The organism is Streptomyces sp. NPDC021622 (assembly GCF_040640795.1).
Lineage (GTDB): Bacteria > Actinomycetota > Actinomycetes > Streptomycetales > Streptomycetaceae > Streptomyces.
Map to the genome: position 1 here is coordinate 188,011 of NZ_JBFACK010000001.1, position 16,178 is coordinate 204,188.

A 16,178-nucleotide genomic window follows, 5' to 3' on the forward strand; every position below is an offset into this window, starting at 1 on the left:
CTCCTTCTCAGGCACCCGCCGCGTCGGCGGCGGATGAGGTGTCGGCGATGAGCGCAGATGCGGCGTCGAGGTCGTCCGGGGTCTTCAGGGCCACCGTCTTCACACCGGGCAGGGCGCGCTTGGCGATCCCGGTCAGCGTGCCGCCGGGGCACAGCTCGATCAGGCCCGTGACGCCGAGCTCCTTGAACGTCTCCATGCACAGGTCCCAGCGCACCGGGTTGGCCACCTGGCCGACAAGCCGCGCCACCACGTCGGAGCCGGACGCCACGGCCTTGCCGTCACGGTTCGACACGTACGTCAGCTTCGGGTCGGCGACGTCGAGGGCCTTGGCGGCCTCCTCGAGCGTGGCGACGGCCGGAGCCATGTGGTGCGTGTGGAACGCGCCGGCGACCTTCAGCTGCACGACACGGCGGACGCCCTCGGGCTTGTCCGCCTCGAGCGCGGCGAGCTGCTCGGCGGTGCCCGCGGCGACGATCTGGCCCGCGCCGTTCACGTTCGCCGGCGTCAGGCCGAGCTTCTCCAGGTGCGGGACGGTGACCTCGGGGGCGCCGCCGAGCAGCGCCGCCATGCCGGTCTCCGTGATCGCGGCGGCGTCGGCCATCGCGAGCCCGCGCTTGCGTACGAGGCGCAGCGCGTCGTCGTCGGTGAGCACACCGGCGTACGCGGCAGCGGTGATCTCGCCGACGCTGTGCCCCGCGACCGCGCCGGGCTTGTTCGCCGTGAGCGCGTCACCGAGTGCCTCGGCGGCGAGCAGACCGGCGGCCACAAGCAGCGGCTGGGCCACGGCGGTGTCGCGGATCGCGTCCGCGTCGGCCTGCGTGCCGTAGTGGGCGAGGTCGAGCCCGATGGCGTCCGACCACGCCGCTAGGCGGTCGGCCGCGCCGGGGAGGTCGAGCCAGGGGGTCAGGAAGCCGGGCGTCTGGGCGCCTTGGCCGGGAGCGACGAGTACGAGCACTCTCACACTCTCTCTTGTGGACGGTGGGAGCCGCCCGTGGGGACAGGGACCAAGAACGGCTGGGGGAATTGTAGGGGCCCGACAAAAAGCTACTGTTGGAGATCTCCGTCGGCCAGACGCCCCAGGATCAGCGCGATGCGCAGCGTGAATGCCGAGCGTACGTCGGAGGGTGACCAACCGGTGACGTCTGTCACACGTCGGAGCCGGTAGCGCACGGTGTTGGGGTGCACGAACAGCATCCGGGCGGCCCCTTCGAGGCTGCTCGCCTGTTCCAGATAGACGCTCAGCGTCTCCAGGAGCGCGGAGCCCGCCTCCTCCAGCGGTCTGTAGATCTCCTCCACCAGCTGCTCCCGCGCGGCGGGATCGCTCGCGATCGCGCGCTCCGGCAGGAGATCGTCCGCGAGAACGGGCCTCGGGGCGTCCTGCCAGGCGGCGCACGCCTTGAGCCCGGCGGCCGCCGCCTGTGCGGAACGGGTGGCCGCGAGCAGGTCGGGGACGATGGGGCCCGCGACGACGGGCCCGGCCGCATACGGACCGATGAGCCCCTTGGCGACGTGCAGCGGATTGTCGCTGCCGCCCGCGATGACGACCAGGCGGTCGCCCAGCACACCGGTCAGGACCTGCAGCTTGGCGTGCCGGGCGGCGCGGCGGATGGCCTCGACGGTGAGCTCGCTGTCGCCGTCGGGCGCGGTGCCGAGGACGACGCAGACGTGCTCGGGCGAGTTCCAGCCGAGCGCGGCGGCGCGGGAGACGGCCCCCTCGTCGGCTTCCCCGGACAGGACGGCGTTGACGACGAGCGACTCGAGCCGGGCGTCCCAGGCACCGCGTGCCTCGGCGGCCTGCGCGTAGACCTGGGCGGTGGCGAAGGCGATCTCGCGGGCGTAGACGAGCAGCGCCTCGCGGAGGATGGACTCATCTCCCGGGGCCGCGATCTCGTCGACCGCGGACTCCATCACCTCGATCGTCGTACGCACCATCTCGACGGTCTGGCGCAGGGTGATCGCCCTGGTCAGCTCACGGGGTGCGGTCCCGAAGACATCGGTGGAGATGGCCTGTGGCGCGTCCGGATGCCGGAACCACTCGGTGAAGGCGGCGATGCCGGCCTGCGCCACCAGGCCGATCCAGGACCGGTTCTCCGGTGGCATCGCCCGGTACCAGGACAACGTCTCGTCCATGCGCGCGATGGCCTGCGCCGCCAGACTGCCGGAGGACTGCTCCAGGCGCTTCAGCGTGGCTGAGTGCGCGTGGGCCTTCCGATGTGCGTCCTGACGGGCGGCTTCCTCATGGGCTGCCTGGTGGGCGTCCTGGCGGGCTTCGTTCGCAGAGGGTTCGGGCACGGGGACAAGACTGCCTTATCGGGACGGTGGTGTGCGGTGCCGGGTCGTATGTGGGGTGGGGATTGGGGGTGGGGGCGGGTGGTGTTCGGGTCGTGTGTGGGGTGGGGATTGGGAGTGGGGGGGCGCGGTGTCGGGTCGTAAGTGGGGTGGAGATCGGGGGGCGGAAGCGCACAGTGTCGGGTCGTGGGTGGGATGAGGATTGTGGGTGGCGGCGCGCGGTGCCGGACGTTGGCCGGGGTGCGGGTTTCCGGGCGGGGGCGGGCGATGCGCGGTCTACCGTGGGTGCGTGATTGATGTACGGCGCTCCGGCGATCGGTACCGCGGCGGGGAGCCCGGCACCGGTATCGAGACCTTCCACGCCTTCTCCTTCGGGCCGCACTACGACCCCGACAACCTCCGCTTCGGCGCGATCCTGGCCTGCAACGAAGAGCGGCTCGCGCCCGGCGCGGGCTTCGACGAGCACCCGCACAGCCACACGGAGATCGTGACGTGGGTGGCCGAGGGCGAGCTCACCCATCGCGACTCCACGGGCCACGAGTCGGTGGTCCGCCGGGGCGACGTCCAGCGCCTGAGCGCGGGCGGCGGCGTCCGCCATGTGGAACGCAACGACGGAGCGGATCCCCTGGTCTTCGTCCAGATGTGGCTCTCCCCGCTCGCACCGGGAGGCGACCCGTCCTACGAGGTGGTCCACGGCATCGCGGACTCCACCCCTTACGCGGTCCCGGCAGCGGGAGCCCTCCTCCACGTCCGCCGCCTGGCCCAGCAGGAACGCACCGCGCTACCGGCCGCACCTTTCGTGTACGTCCACGTGGTGCGCGGCGAAGTCCGCCTGGGCGGTGCGGATCTGCGGCAGGGCGACGCGGCACGCCTGACGGGGGAGGCCCCTCTGGAGGCAGCGGCTACGTCTGCGACGGGGGCGGAACTGCTGGTGTGGGAGATGACGGGCTGAGAGCGGGGGGGGGGGGCGTACCGCTCGCCGCCGCCGTTGTGGGCAGTCGTGCCGCTGGGGCGGCACGGGTGGGCACAACGGCACCCCGCAACCGCCGGGCTGCGGAAACCCCCGTCCGGCAGCACCCAAGACGCGGGGCACGGATACCCCAGGGGCCGCCCCAGACCCGCTTACAGCTCGGAGAGCACCGCATCGGTAAACGCAGGCCACACCTCAACCGCCCAAGGCCCAAACGCCCGATCCGTCAGAGCGACACACGCCGCCCCCGCATCAGGGTCGACCCACAGAAACGTCCCGGCCTGCCCAAAGTGCCCGAACGTCCGAGCCGAAGAAGAACTCCCCGTCCAGTGCGGCGACTTGGAGTCCCGGATCTCGAATCCGAGCCCCCAGTCATTGGGATTCTGATGCCCGTACCCCGGCAGCACCCCCTTCAGCCCCGGATACGCCACGGACATCGCCTCAGCCACAGTCCGCGGATCCAGCAACCGCGGCACCTGCACCTCCGCCGCGAACCTCACCAGATCATCCACGGTTGACACCCCGTCCTTGGCGGGCGAGGCACCCCCTTCGAGCGAGGTGGCCCCCATGCCCAGCGGATCAAGCACCGCCTGCCGCAGATACTCCCCGAAGGGAATCTCCGTCGCCTTGGCGATGTGATCCCCCAGCACCTCGAACCCCGCGTTCGAGTACAGCCGCCGCGTCCCGGCAGGCGCCGTCACCCGGTGCTCGTCGAAGGCGAGCCCACTGGTGTGCGCAAGCAGATGCCGCACGGTCGACCCCTCGGGCCCGGCGGGCTCGTCGAGCTCGATCGCCCCCTCCTCGTACGCCACCAGCGCCGCGTACGCCGCGAGCAGTTTGGTGACCGAGGCGAGCGCGAACTGTTGCCCCGTGGGCCCATGGGCCCCGGCGATCGTGCCGTCCGCACGGACGACGGCGGCGGCAGCGGTCGGTACCGGCCAGTTCTCGATCAACGCCAGGCTCTGCATGCGTACGAGCGTAAGCGCCCTAGAGGCTCAGCCGCATCGAGGGGTCCGGCTTGCGCACGAAGCCGAGCGAGGCATACAGCGGCTCCGCCTCCGCCGACGCGTTGAGATCGACACTGCCCGCCCCCCGCTCACGGAACCAGTCGAGCAGCGCCTCCATACAAGCCCGCGCATACCCACGGCGCCGCTGCTCGGGATCGGTGGCGACACTGAAGACATAGCCGACGACCCCGTGCGGATTCCCCGCCCGCCCGATGCGGTAGTCCAACGTCCCCACGACCAGGGCCGCCAGCCTCCCCGGCCGGCCGGGGAAGTCGACGACGAACGCCGCGAACTCCCCGTCCGTATCGGCCAGTCTGCCCCGTACCGTGGGCACGGACTCGGCATGCCAACTGGTGTCGGACTCGCCCCCGGAACGTGCGGCGAAGACCGAATCGATCATCACCTGCCGCAACCTGATCAGTTCCTCGGCATCCTCTGGCAGCGCACGGCGAACAACAGTCATGATCGGCACCGTAGTCACCGCACGACGGGATTTCCCGTGGATTGTTTCCGTCACATATTTCCTCCCGGTACCGCTTGCTTCGAGTGCGCTCCAAGGTTCTAGCGTGGTGGTCATGACGGTGATGGAGACCGAGACCACCCCCGCACAGGGCCTGACCGACACGACCGACACGACCGACACAAAGGCTGACGCCCGCGCCTCGGCGCCCACCGCCCACCCACGCCCCGACGGGCAGGACCACTACACGATCAGCGAGGTTGTCGCCTTCACCGGCCTGACCGCGCACACCCTGCGCTGGTACGAGCGAATCGGCCTGATGCCCCACATCGACCGCTCCCACACGGGCCAGCGCCGCTACCGCAACCGCGATCTCGACTGGCTCACCTTCGTCGGCAAGCTCCGCCTGACCGGAATGCCGGTGGCCGACATGGTCCGCTACGCCGAACTGGTCCGCGAAGGCGACCACACCTTCACCGAGCGCCACGAACTCCTCGAACAGACGCGCCGCGACGTCCGCACGCGCATCGCGGAACTCCAGGACACGCTCGCCGTACTCGACTACAAGATCAATATTTACTCGGACGCCCGACAGGCGCCGGAGAGGCACTGAACCTGATGACCGCACAGACAGGCCAGATCGCGAAGGTCCAGCTCGGGACGGAAGGACCCGAGGTCGGCGTCCAGGGACTCGGCTGCATGGGCATGAGCTTCGCGTACGGCCCGACCGACGCCGACGAGGCCCGGGCCACCCTGGAACACGCCCTGGACCTGGGCGTCACCCTCTACGACACCGCCGACGCCTACGCCGCCGGTGAGAACGAGCAGTTCCTCTCTCCCTTCTTCAAGGCACATCGCGACGAGGTCGTCATCGCGACCAAGTTCGCCCTGGCCGTGCACCCGGACGATCCGACGAAGCGGATCATCAACAACGACCCCGCGTACATCCGTTCCTGCGTCGACGCGAGCCTGCGACGCCTCGGCGTGGACGCCATCGACCTCTACTACATGCACCGCCGCGACCCGAACGTACCGATCGAGGAGACGGTCGGCGTGATGGCCGAACTCGTCGCCGCCGGCAAGGTCAAGCACCTGGGCCTCAGCGAGGTCACCGGCCCCGAACTCCGCGCCGCCCACGCCGTCCACCCCATCGCCGCCCTCCAGTCGGAGTGGTCGCTCTTCAGCCGGGACATCGAGCGGAGCGTCGTCCCCGCCGCTGCCGAACTCGGCGTCGGCCTCGTCCCCTACTCGCCGCTCGGCCGCGGCTTCCTCACCGGCTCGTTCGTCAGCGCCGACAAGGAACTCGGCGAGGACGACTTCCGCCGCCAGCAGCCCCGCTTCACGGGCGACAACGCCGCCGCCAACTCGGCCCTCCTCGAACCGGTGCGCACCGTCGCCGACGCCCACGGCGCGAGCCTCGGCCAGATCGCCCTCGCCTGGGTCAAGGAGCAGGCCCAGACCTACGGGCTGACCGTCGTCCCCATCCCCGGCACCCGCAAGCGCACCCGGGTCGAGGAGAACACCGCGGCCACCCGCATCGAGCTCACTCCCGCCGAACTCGACCTCCTCGCCCCCATTGCCGCCCAGGTCGCGGGCGACCGCTATGCCGACATGACGTTCACCTCGGCCGGCCGGGAGTAGCTCCAGGGGGACGCCTCGGCCCTGCCAGGTCGTCCCCGCCCACCGGCCCGGGCCGGTCACGCCAACCCCAGGGCGAAGACTGCGAACCCCGCCGCCAGCAGCCCGGCGAGGGCCCGACGTCCGTGCGTCGCCCGCCTCCAGGGAGCCTCGAAGCCGCGCGTGCGGCTGCCTATCAGCACCAGCAGGGCCCCGAAGACCGGAAGCCAGGCGATCCGGGCGGCTATCCAGCCCAGGGTGTCCGGTGCCGCGGTCAGCCCCGGCACCGTGCTCCCGAGGAACGAACCGGGCACGGCCGCGGCGAGCAGCGCCGTCTGGTGCCAGCACAGGATCGTCATCGCCGACAGGTTGATCACGACGACCGGCGCCCACAGCGCGGGCCTGCGCAGCAGCCTGCCGATCCGCTCGCGCAACAGGATCGCCGCACCGCTCTGCGCGGCCGCCAGCGCCAGGACCAGCAGCGACGGAGGATGTGAATTGGTCCGGGCCTCGCCGGGCACGCCGACCATCGACGCCGGATAGTGGAACGCGAGCAGCAAGGCGGCGAACAGAGCCGTGCCCCCGATCAGCAGCAGCCACGCGCCGCGCCTGCCCAGCTTCTTCTCGCCCCAGCTGACGCCCAGTTGATAGGCGAACATCCAGCCGGGCAGCAGATTCAACAAGCTCACCCAGGACGGCATGGCGTCCCCGACCGGCCCGTAGCGCAGGAAGTCGACGACGGCGACCGAGCCGAGCAGCGGCGCCGCGGCCCAGGCCCCGAGCCGCTCTGCCGCTCGGATACACCACGGGGTGAGAGCGGTGATCACCGCATAGATGCCGACGAACCACAGCGGCTGTATGACCAGCGTGGACCCCGTGCGCAGAGTCGTCCCCGGCACCCCCAGCGCGTACAACACCGGGATCAGCGCGGCCCATACGGCCGTCACCCCGAGGACCGGGCGCCCGAGGCGCGCCACCCGCCCGCGGAGCCACCGCCCCGTCGACTCGCCGCGCGCCACCGCACGGCGGTACGACAGAGCGGAGGCATATCCGCCGACCAGGAAGAAGATGCCCAGCATCTGCAGCACCCAGCTCAGCGGTGCGAAGAATCCGAACGCGGCCAGGGGACTGGCATTGTGCAGCGCGCCTTCCGCGTCGAGGGTGAAGCCGCCGAGCAACCAGTGCCCGGTCGGCACGGCGAGCAGGGCGAGGGCGCGCAGCCCGTCTATGGCCCGGTCGCGATGGGCGGGCGTCTTGGCGTCGATCGCTGCCGCGGTCCCGCGCAGCTTGGCCAGGGGTGCAAGGCTCATGACCGCTCTCCGATGGGACGGGCGCCGGCGGAGGGCTCACTTCCGTCGATGCCGCTGTCCGGTGTGGTACCGGAAGGTGTCCGTGCGATCGCGGCGAAGGCCTGCAGCGAATCCGTCCCGGGTGCGAAGTAGCCGGTGTGGCCCTCGGCCCGCTCGGCGGGAACGCGCCGGGCGCCGAATCCCGGTCCTGCCGGGTCCGCGCCGTGGCCGAGGCCGAACAGCTCGACGTTCGGCACATCACCGATCCAGTCGCTGTCGTCCCGGGCAGCCCAGACGCGGGCGGTGGTGTGCAGATCGGCGACGCTGTCCGCACGCATGCCGGGGGAGCCGAGCACCACCAGGTCGGACGTCGGCAGCTTCGGAGCCGCGAGGCCGCACACCACCGAGCCATAGCTGTGGCAGAACACGGCGGGCCGCGGGGCACCCGACGCCGTCAGGCCCTGCACGAATCGCGCGAGACGGGGAGCTCCCGCTTCCGCGAGCCGTCCCGTCGCCGCGTCTGGGCCGAGACCGACCGGTGTGGTGTACCCAACCCAGGCCACCACGGCCGTGCGGTCACCCGCCGCCGCATGCAGCGAGCTTGCCATCCCCGCCGGTGTGCCGTACTCGTCCTTCGAGCGGTCGAAAGTGCTCAGGTCGATGTCGGATCCCGGCACGACGACCGACACACGGTCGGCACTCGCCAAGTCGCCATAGACCTCGGCGATTTGACCTCTGCCACGAGGATCGAACGCGAGTATCCGCCGACCGGGATCCAGCAGCTCTTCGTAGCGGGCGACCAGGGAACGGGCCCGCTCATGATCCTGCTGTGTGAGGCCCGGATCGCTCGCGCGGGCCCGCTCGCGGTCACGCTCTGCCTTCAGGGAAAGGGAGTTGGCCTCGTACCGCAATGAGATCGGGGCGCCGTCCAGATTGCCGACGACCGACGGGTGCCGCTCCGCCAGCTCACGCTGCCGGGCGTCGCTCAACGAGCCGAAGAACGCGGCCACTCGGGCGGGGGACGCGGTCGCCGGATCCGGCAGCTCCACCCCCTGCGTATGGTCCGCACGCCAGGCATGCGTGCCCGGTGGTGGACCGGTGATCGGCTGCTGTTCATTGCCGACGGCCCAGCCCGTCGTACCGGCCACGACCGTCGTCGTGAGAGCCGCGGCGATCAGCGTCCGCTTGCTGCGGGCCTTCCAATTGCCGCGAGACCTGCGAGACCTGCGAGATTCCTGAGAACGAAGGCCCATGGCCCGTCTCCCTCCCCAATTCGTTGCGCGCTCTGGCGTGACGAGGGGAAAGGTAGGAAGACGATGACCCGCGACACCTCACACTGCGGTGCCAACTCGCAACTGATACCGGGGTATGTGGAGCTGATACCGCGGTAGGGGGCGGGAGCTCTACTGCTCGCCGGGCGTGATGAGGCCGGACTCGTACGCGAAGATCACGGCCTGTGCGCGGTCGCGCAGATCCAGCTTGGAGAGCACCTTGCCGATATGGGTCTTCACCGTCTGCTCGGCGAGGACCAGGCGCTCGGCGATCTCCTGATTGGAGAGCCCGCGCGCGATCAGCACCAGTACCTCGGTCTCACGCGGCGTCAGGCCGTTCAGCCGCAGCGACTGGTCGTTGCGCGGCCGCTGCTTGGCGAAGTCCGTGATCAGTCGCCGTGTCACCGACGGTGCGAGCAGTGCCTCCCCAGCTGCCACCACACGGACCGCCGAGATCAGATCGGCGGGCGGGGCGTCCTTGAGGAGGAAACCCGATGCGCCGGAGCGCAGCGCCTCGTACACATAGTCGTCCACGTCGAAGGTGGTGAGCATCAGCACCTTGGGAACGTGCACCACGCCGGGCGGCGGGTCCAACAGCGCCCGAGTGGCGGCCAGTCCGTCCATCTCCGGCATCCGGACATCCATCAGGACGACATCGGGATGGGTGCGGCGGCTGACGTCGACACCCTCCTTGCCGTTCGGCGCTTCGCCCACGACGTCGATGTCGCTCTGCGCCGCGAGCAGCGCGGCGAAACCGGCCCGCACCATGTTCTGGTCATCGACGATGATCACGCGGATGGTCATGCGGTGCCGGAGTCCTTCTTCAGGAGGGGGAGTTGGGCCGCGACGCGGTAGCCGCCGTCGGGCAGTGGCCCGGTGTCGACCGAGCCGCCGACCAACCGTACGCGCTCGCGCATGCCGACGAGTCCGTGTCCCGTGCCACCGCCCTCCAGCGGAGCGGGTGGATCGGTCGCCGGGCCGTTGACGACGAGGATCAGCAGGTGTTCCTCGTCCAGGGTCAGGGTGATGGAGGTGCGTGCTCCCGGCGCGTGCCGCATCACGTTCGACAGGGCTTCCTGGACGATGCGGTACGCGGACAGATCGACGGCCGGTGTCACATCGGCCAGTTGTGTGAGCACGGACAGTTCGGGACGTGAGAGATCGACCGGCAGGCCGGCGCGCACCGTCGCCTCCACCAGCTGCGGCAGTCGGCTGAGCCCCGGCTGCGGGGCCCGCTCGCCCTGCGCGTCCTCGCTGCGCAGCACCGCAAGCAGCCGCCGCATCTCCGTGAGGGATTCACGGGCGCTCGCCGCTATGCTCCCGAACTCCTCGCGGGCCGCGTCCGGAAGGCCGGGGAGGCGGTAGGGCGCGGAGTCCGCCTGCACCGTGATCACGGACATGTGGTGGGCCACGACATCGTGCAACTCCCGGGCGATGCGCGCCCGTTCCTCAAGGAGGGTGCGCTGGGCTCGCTCGGCCTCGCTGATGGTCTCCTGCTCGACGAGTCTGCGCTGTGCGTCGCCGCGCTCCCGCAGCAGGGCGCCGAGCAGCAACGCGACACCGCTCAGCACGATCAGCAGCACGCTGGTGTCCTGGCTGTCGGCGTCGCGGAACGCGCCGAGGACAAGGCTCGTGACGACCGTGACCAGCCAGATGCCCAGGAGGGTGCGCCGACTCTCGCGCAGCGAGAGGACAAGGCACAGGGCCACGTACGCCACGATGATCATGGCCGTCCAGGGGGCGGGACGGTCCTGGCTCGCGGACATCGTGACGATCGCCCCGAGGACATCGGCGACGATCATGATGTACCAGGCGAGCATGGGGCGGCTGATCGCCAGCAGCAGGGGTGCGGACTGGGCGACGCCCAGGGCGCCCGCGAGGCCGCCGCTCACCCCGTAGTCGTTCGTGAGCACCTGGGTGGTGACCGGGATGAGTGTCACGACGAACGCCAGCGCGATGATCAGGGGCAGCAGCCGCATCCAGCGCTGGGGAGCCTGCGCCAGCAGAGGCTCGGTCCGCCCCGCGGGCGTCGTGAAGAACACCCCGGCCCGTCCGAGCCCTTCGCGGGCGCCCGCGGTCGCACGTCGAAGGGCGCCCCCGCGCCGGCCCGGCTCGGCGGCCGATGGGCGGGGATCCTGGTCCGGTGGTGTCGATGCGCTGCTCATGGCCTGCTCAGCGTAGGCATGAAGCACCTCGCGCGGCGTCGTACCGCGGAGCTGACCCGCACCTCATACCCAGGTACGAACAGAGCCCCCGGCCATACCGAGGTATGACCCGAGCCCCGCAGGCCCCGCCATGCCCCGTGACCCGGCTCCGACCTCGCGGCTCCCGCCTCGCAAGGTCAGAGCTCCGCCAGCAGCTCGGCCTTCTTCGACGTGAACTCCTCGTCCGTCAGCAGCCCCGCCTGATGCAGCTCGCCGAGGTGCCGGATACGTTCGGCGATGTCCGCCGGATCGCGCCGGGTCACCGGGGCGGCAGCGCCGACCGTGCCAGGGGTCAGGGCCGGGCCCGACGCCCGCACCGCGGCGAGCACGGACGCCGCGAAGGGCAGCGACTCGTGCACCGGGCCGTACCCGAGACCGAAGACGACGGCCGCGGGGTCCTGGTCCGCCTGCGCGGGCTGGGCGATGGGGGTCTCGCGACGCAGCAGCCGCAGATGGCCCTCGAAGACCTCGGGAGAGCGCCACTCGACGCCGCTCAGATCCGTGACCAGGAAGCTCTGGTCGCCGGCCTTCCACTTCGCGGACGAAGCGCCGGTCCAGAACCATCGGAAGGCCACCGATTTGCCGTCGAAGGACGCCTTGCCGTCGTACGCCTTGAACTGCAGCGGCGTCTCCGGCGCGGCGACCAGATAGCGATCCGGAGGCCCGCAGTCGTCCGGCGTCAGCAGTGCCCGCAGCTCGTCCGCGTAGTACTCCGCGAGCGTCTCCCGCTCGGCGGGCAGCACGAGCCTGTACGGGTCGCAGCCGTCCTTGAGCTGACCCGCCGCTGCCTCCATCAGCGGATCCGCGCCCGGTCTCGGCACGGCGTGCAGGACGACCGTCCCGCGCTTGCCAGGAGTCAGTGTCACCGCTGCGATCGCCTCATGGGGGATGCGGCGTTCACCGAGCGCCTGCAGGAGCTTCGGTGTGCGGATCCCCCGTTCGTAGCGGATGAGCACGGAGTCGGACTCGAACTCCCAGGCGGCATGAAATCCGGCCAGTACGTCACCCATGCGGCTCATCGTAGGCGGCACGCGCGCCTCCGTCCCTCCTGCGGCGGGCCGCTGTTTTGTCGATTTCTACGCGCGTCAGGCCGCTGTCGTGCCGGAAAAACCCTCCCGGCACGCGTCATCCCCGTCCGCGCACCGCACCGAGCGGTACGAGCCAATGCCGATGTCGGCGAAGTTCCTGAGGCTTTCCGTGCCCGGTTCGAAGTACCCGGTGTGGCCGACCGCGCCCCTGGCGGACAGCACCCGCGCGCCGAAGTCCCGTGAGACCGGATCGGCCCCGTGACCAAGCCCGCCGACCTCCATGTTCGGTACATCTGCGATCCAGTCGTCGCCGTCCCTGGTGGCCCAGACCCGGGCACCGGTGCCCAGCTGCGACGCCGAGTCGGCGCGCATTCCGGGGCTGCCCGCGACCGCGATGTCGGAGACGCGGGACGGCAGGTCCCGCGCGGCGACCCCGCAGACCACCGAGCCGTAGCTGTGGCAGTACAAGGCGATGGGGGAGTGGCCGGGTAGTCCGCGCACCAGGGAGTTGAGCCGGACCGCGCCGTCCTCCGCGCGCATGGACGTCGCCGCGTCCACACCGAGACCGACGGGCGCGGTGTAGTCCGCCCAGGCGATCACGGCGGTACGCGCGCGTGGGCTTGCCGCACGCTCCGCGCCGTACAGGGCCTTGGCCATGCCGACGGGCGCCGAGTACTTGCGGAACGTCCGCTCGAAGGTCAGCAGGTTGGTGTCCACGCCGGGCACCACGACCGACACCCTGGACGCCTTGTCGAGGTCTCCGAAGACCTCGGCTATGCGGCCCGACCCCATCGGGTCGAAGGACAGGACCTGGCGGCCCGGGCGCATCATCACGCCGAACCGCTTCATCCTGCGTTCCGCCTCCTGCTGCCCGAGGGGCGAGAGGCGCTTGTCGTGCATGCGTCGCTGCTCGATCTTGCGGGCCTTGCCCAGCGCGATGTTGTTCGCGCGATATCGCAGCTCTACGGGGGCGCCGTTCATGTTGCCGACCGCCAGGGGATAGCGGGCGGCGAGCCGGGCGCGATCCTGCGCGTCGAGCGAGTCGAAAAAGTGGGCGAGCCTGCCGGCCGGGCCATCGGGGTCGGGCAGCGCCCGGCCGTTGATGTGCCCCCGCTCCCAGGCGGAGAGCGTGGCTTCGAGCGGCGACGCAGCGTGTCTGTGGTTGCGCACGGCGGTCCAGCCGGTCGTCGCCAGCATGACGAACACGACGGCGAGCGCGAGCAATGCGCGCCAGACGTTGAGTTGGGGAGAGGAGTCGAAGGAAGTCACTGCGGAACAGCCTAGGAGAATCGTGATGCCTGCCGTGCACTGGGTGAGGCAGATCACGTTTCCTATGGGGTAATTGAGGCAAAGCGGGCGCACATTGCGCGATTTCATCACGCTCCGTAGGTGGCGGGTAGGCGCAGCGCACTCGGGGCGCATCGTTACGTACGGTGCTTATCGCTGCCACTCAACGTAGCGAAGTGCTAGGGAAGTTGATCGCGTCACGTGGGTCGCACCCTGCGTGCGCGATCACTCCTTGCGCCAGTTCTCCGCCAGCGCCGGCCCCAGGTGGTCGAGATAAGACTCGGTGAGCGCACGGATCGATTCGACGCTGGTGTCCTCGCCCGCTCCCCACAGTTGACCGGTCACCCGCATCACCCCGCTGAACGCGGCCACCACCACCCGCGGTCGCGGGTCCTCGTCCATGTCGAGACCCTCGCGCTCGGCGATCACGCGCGCGATCTCCTCCTCCATCTCGATGGAGCGGCGCAGGTGGACGGCGAGCAGGGAGGGGGTGGATTCGATCATCCGGTAGGTGCGCATGTGGAGTTCGACCGGGACGACCTCCTCGATGGACCGGCTCATCGCGTCCCAGGCGCCGATGACGGCCTCGCGCAGTGCGACGAACGGCGCTTCGTCGGCGGGCCGTTCGCGCAGTACCTCCACGAACCGCCGCTCCACCATCTCCTGCACGGCGAAGGCGGTCTCCTGCTTGTTGGCGAAGTACCGGAAGAACGTGCGCTGGGAGACGTCGACGGCCTCGGCGATCTCGTCGACGGTCGTCTCCTCGTACCCCTTGGTCGTGAAGAGCTCGAGCGCCGCACGCAGGAGCGCGTTACGAGTGCGCTGCTTCTTGCGCTCGCGAAGGCCCGGCCGGGAGGGTCCGTCGGACGTCTCTCCGTACGCCTCGACCTGCGACTCCGCCGAGTCTGACGCTCGCTGCTCGGTCTTCACACCGTGGTCCTCTTCCTGCCTGTCCGCTCAGCTCACCTTATCTGTGAGCGACGTGACAGCTACCGACTTGTGAATTGGTTTGTCAACTGTCAGCGGCTGACATTAGCCTCGCGCACATGACTAGTCAGACCACCGTCGACAAGGCGGACAAGGCGCCGGAGCCCTCGTCCGCTCCGGCCGCGACCAAGGGCCTGCGTGGCCACCCTTGGCTGACGCTCTTCTCCGTCGCGATCGGCGTGATGATGGTCGCGCTGGACGGCACCATCGTGGCGATCGCCAACCCGGCCATCCAGAAGGATCTCGGCGCCTCGCTCGCGGACGTCCAGTGGATAACCAACGGCTACCTGCTCGCGCTGGCCGTCGCGCTCATCACGGCGGGCAAGCTCGGTGACCGCTTCGGCCACCGGCAGACCTTCCTCATCGGCGTCGTGGGCTTCGCCGCCGCCTCGGGGGCCATCGGCGTCTCCGGGAGCGTCTCCCTGGTGATCGCCTTCCGCGTGCTCCAGGGTCTCTTCGGCGCGCTGCTGATGCCGGCCGCCCTCGGGCTGCTGCGCGCCACGTTCCCGGCCGAGAAGCTGAACATGGCGATCGGCATCTGGGGCATGGTCATCGGAGCCTCCACCGCGGGCGGCCCGATCCTCGGCGGTGTGCTGGTCGAGCACGTCAGCTGGCAGTCGGTGTTCTTCATCAACGTGCCGGTCGGTGTCGTCGCGCTCGTCCTTGGCCTGGTGATCCTCAAGGACCACCGCGCGGAGAACGCGCCGAAGTCCTTCGACATCCCCGGCATCGTCCTGCTCTCGGGCGCGATGTTCTCTCTCATCTGGGCGCTCATCAAGGCCGGTGACGCCTGGGGTTGGGGCAGCGGCAAGACGTGGGCCTTCCTGGGCGCGGCGGTCGTGCTCTTCGTGCTCTTCGCCGTGTGGGAGACCAAGGTCAAGGAGCCGCTCATCCCGCTGGGCCTGTTCCGCTCCGTACCGCTCTCCGCGGGCACGGTGCTGATGGTGCTCATGGCCTTCGCCTTCATGGGCGGGCTGTTCTTCGTCACCTTCTACCTGCAGAACGTGCACGGGATGAGCCCGGTCGACAGCGGTCTGCACCTGCTGCCGCTGACAGCCATGATGATCGTCTCCTCGCCGATCGCCGGCGCGCTGATCACCAAGTTCGGGCCGCGGATCCCGCTGGTGGGCGGCATGGTGCTCACGGCCGTCGCGATGTTCGGCATGACGACCATGACCACGGAGACCGGCACCGCCGCGATGTCGCTCTGGTTCGCCCTCCTCGGCCTGGGCCTGGCCCCGGTCATGGTCGGCGCCACCGAGGTGATCGTGGGCAACGCCCCGCTGGAGCTCTCCGGCGTGGCGGGCGGCCTCCAGCAGGCCGGCATGCAGGTCGGCGGCAGCCTCGGCACGGCCGTCCTCGGCGCCGTCATGTCCAACAAGGTCAACTCCGACCTCGCGGGCAAGTGGAAGGACTCGGGTCTGCCCGACGCACCGCCGCCGGGTCTCGACAAGGCGGCCGCGATCGGCGCCGTGCCCGAGCAGGTGGCCAAGGCTCCCGGCGTCAACGAAGGCGTACTTGCCAAGATCACGGACGTCGTCCACGACACGTTCATGTCCGGCATGGGCCTGGCCTTCACCGTCGCCGGTGTCGTCTCGGTCATCGCGGCCCTGGTGGCCGTCCTGACCAAGCGCGGCTCCAACGCCGATGCGGGCGCGGGAGTTGGGCACATTTAGGGTATACACCGCGTATGCCGCATTGCGCCGAGCAGGCATCCGCCCGGCGTCCGCGCATCAGGGAAAGCCCCTCAGGGTCCGCCTGGGGGGCTT

15 protein-coding genes are annotated in these 16,178 nt (G+C 70.2%); 4 read left to right on the forward strand and 11 right to left on the reverse strand.

Annotation, left to right across the window (positions count from 1 at the left end; translation table 11 throughout):
• Positions 1–7 precede the first annotated feature (7 nt).
• Both AB0G47_RS00845 and fasR read right to left on the reverse strand, forming a co-directional pair.
• Positions 8–955: an ACP S-malonyltransferase gene (locus AB0G47_RS00845; protein WP_360762549.1), complete on the reverse strand. Its 948-nt coding sequence runs from the start codon at positions 953–955 to the stop codon at positions 8–10.
• Between the two features lie 89 nt (positions 956–1,044).
• Positions 1,045–2,184, reverse strand: a complete 1,140-nt coding sequence (gene fasR / locus AB0G47_RS00850) for a fatty acid biosynthesis transcriptional regulator FasR (protein WP_360763884.1) — start codon at positions 2,182–2,184, stop codon at positions 1,045–1,047.
• A 394-nt stretch (positions 2,185–2,578) separates the two neighbouring features.
• Between fasR and AB0G47_RS00855 the strand changes: the two genes are divergently transcribed.
• Positions 2,579–3,241 (forward strand): pirin family protein, encoded by a 663-nt coding sequence (locus AB0G47_RS00855; RefSeq protein WP_360762551.1) that lies wholly within the window; start codon positions 2,579–2,581, stop codon positions 3,239–3,241.
• 170 nt (positions 3,242–3,411) lie between these two features.
• Here the strand turns inward: AB0G47_RS00855 and AB0G47_RS00860 are convergent, their stop codons facing one another.
• The gene (locus AB0G47_RS00860) at positions 3,412–4,227 is read right to left on the reverse strand and encodes a serine hydrolase domain-containing protein (protein ID WP_360762554.1); all 816 of its coding nucleotides are present in this window, start codon (positions 4,225–4,227) and stop codon (positions 3,412–3,414) included.
• 19 nt (positions 4,228–4,246) lie between these two features.
• Entirely contained in the window at positions 4,247–4,729 is a 483-nt protein-coding gene (locus tag AB0G47_RS00865; protein ID WP_360762557.1) for a GNAT family N-acetyltransferase, read from the reverse strand.
• A gap of 112 nt (positions 4,730–4,841) precedes the next feature.
• Between AB0G47_RS00865 and AB0G47_RS00870 the strand changes: the two genes are divergently transcribed.
• Both AB0G47_RS00870 and AB0G47_RS00875 read left to right on the forward strand, forming a co-directional pair.
• Positions 4,842–5,339 carry a MerR family transcriptional regulator gene (locus AB0G47_RS00870; RefSeq protein ID WP_360762560.1) on the forward strand — a complete coding sequence of 166 codons (498 nt, stop codon included), beginning with the start codon at positions 4,842–4,844 and terminating at the stop codon, positions 5,337–5,339.
• A 5-nt stretch (positions 5,340–5,344) separates the two neighbouring features.
• Positions 5,345–6,367 carry an aldo/keto reductase gene (locus AB0G47_RS00875; RefSeq protein ID WP_360762563.1) on the forward strand — a complete coding sequence of 341 codons (1,023 nt, stop codon included), beginning with the start codon at positions 5,345–5,347 and terminating at the stop codon, positions 6,365–6,367.
• Between the two features lie 56 nt (positions 6,368–6,423).
• On the opposite strand, the gene AB0G47_RS00880 is transcribed toward AB0G47_RS00875, so the two are convergent.
• From AB0G47_RS00880 to AB0G47_RS00910, 7 genes are all read right to left on the reverse strand, one after another.
• The gene (locus AB0G47_RS00880; RefSeq protein ID WP_360762566.1) at positions 6,424–7,653 is read right to left on the reverse strand and encodes an acyltransferase; all 1,230 of its coding nucleotides are present in this window, start codon (positions 7,651–7,653) and stop codon (positions 6,424–6,426) included.
• Positions 7,650–8,885, reverse strand: coding sequence for an alpha/beta hydrolase (locus AB0G47_RS00885; protein WP_360762569.1), 1,236 nt, complete (start codon positions 8,883–8,885; stop codon positions 7,650–7,652). Before AB0G47_RS00885 ends, AB0G47_RS00880 begins: the two co-directional genes overlap by 4 nt.
• Before the next feature lie 150 nt (positions 8,886–9,035).
• Entirely contained in the window at positions 9,036–9,707 is a 672-nt protein-coding gene (locus tag AB0G47_RS00890) for a response regulator transcription factor (RefSeq protein ID WP_266867433.1), read from the reverse strand.
• Positions 9,704–11,068, reverse strand: coding sequence for a histidine kinase (locus AB0G47_RS00895; RefSeq protein WP_360762573.1), 1,365 nt, complete (start codon positions 11,066–11,068; stop codon positions 9,704–9,706). Before AB0G47_RS00895 ends, AB0G47_RS00890 begins: the two co-directional genes overlap by 4 nt.
• 176 nt (positions 11,069–11,244) lie before the next feature.
• Positions 11,245–12,126, reverse strand: coding sequence for a DUF4429 domain-containing protein (locus AB0G47_RS00900; protein ID WP_360763885.1), 882 nt, complete (start codon positions 12,124–12,126; stop codon positions 11,245–11,247).
• Positions 12,127–12,192: 66 nt separating this feature from the next.
• Positions 12,193–13,404: an alpha/beta hydrolase gene (locus tag AB0G47_RS00905; protein WP_360762576.1), complete on the reverse strand. Its 1,212-nt coding sequence runs from the start codon at positions 13,402–13,404 to the stop codon at positions 12,193–12,195.
• A 243-nt stretch (positions 13,405–13,647) separates the two neighbouring features.
• On the reverse strand, positions 13,648–14,352 hold the full coding sequence (locus AB0G47_RS00910; RefSeq protein ID WP_360762579.1) for a TetR family transcriptional regulator: 705 nt from the start codon (positions 14,350–14,352) through the stop codon (positions 13,648–13,650).
• 116 nt (positions 14,353–14,468) lie between these two features.
• On the opposite strand from AB0G47_RS00910, the gene AB0G47_RS00915 reads away from it, so the two are divergent.
• Positions 14,469–16,085: an MFS transporter gene (locus AB0G47_RS00915; RefSeq protein WP_360762582.1), complete on the forward strand. Its 1,617-nt coding sequence runs from the start codon at positions 14,469–14,471 to the stop codon at positions 16,083–16,085.
• The last annotated feature ends 93 nt before the right edge of the window (positions 16,086–16,178 follow it).

What these genes read in the sequence shown, in the direction of transcription:
- AB0G47_RS00860 (WP_360762554.1), bottom strand. Translation starts at nt 4,227, where the DNA reads ATGCAGAGCCTGGCGTTGATCGAGAACTGGCCGGTACCGACCGCTGCC.
- AB0G47_RS00865 (WP_360762557.1), bottom strand. Translation starts at nt 4,729, where the DNA reads ATGACTGTTGTTCGCCGTGCGCTGCCAGAGGATGCCGAGGAACTGATC.
- AB0G47_RS00870 (WP_360762560.1), top strand. Translation starts at nt 4,842, where the DNA reads ATGACGGTGATGGAGACCGAGACCACCCCCGCACAGGGCCTGACCGAC.
- AB0G47_RS00875 (WP_360762563.1), top strand. Translation starts at nt 5,345, where the DNA reads ATGACCGCACAGACAGGCCAGATCGCGAAGGTCCAGCTCGGGACGGAA.
- AB0G47_RS00880 (WP_360762566.1), bottom strand. Translation starts at nt 7,653, where the DNA reads ATGAGCCTTGCACCCCTGGCCAAGCTGCGCGGGACCGCGGCAGCGATC.
- AB0G47_RS00885 (WP_360762569.1), bottom strand. Translation starts at nt 8,885, where the DNA reads ATGGGCCTTCGTTCTCAGGAATCTCGCAGGTCTCGCAGGTCTCGCGGC.
- AB0G47_RS00890 (WP_266867433.1), bottom strand. Translation starts at nt 9,707, where the DNA reads ATGACCATCCGCGTGATCATCGTCGATGACCAGAACATGGTGCGGGCC.
- AB0G47_RS00895 (WP_360762573.1), bottom strand. Translation starts at nt 11,068, where the DNA reads ATGAGCAGCGCATCGACACCACCGGACCAGGATCCCCGCCCATCGGCC.
- AB0G47_RS00900 (WP_360763885.1), bottom strand. Translation starts at nt 12,126, where the DNA reads ATGAGCCGCATGGGTGACGTACTGGCCGGATTTCATGCCGCCTGGGAG.
- AB0G47_RS00915 (WP_360762582.1), top strand. Translation starts at nt 14,469, where the DNA reads ATGACTAGTCAGACCACCGTCGACAAGGCGGACAAGGCGCCGGAGCCC.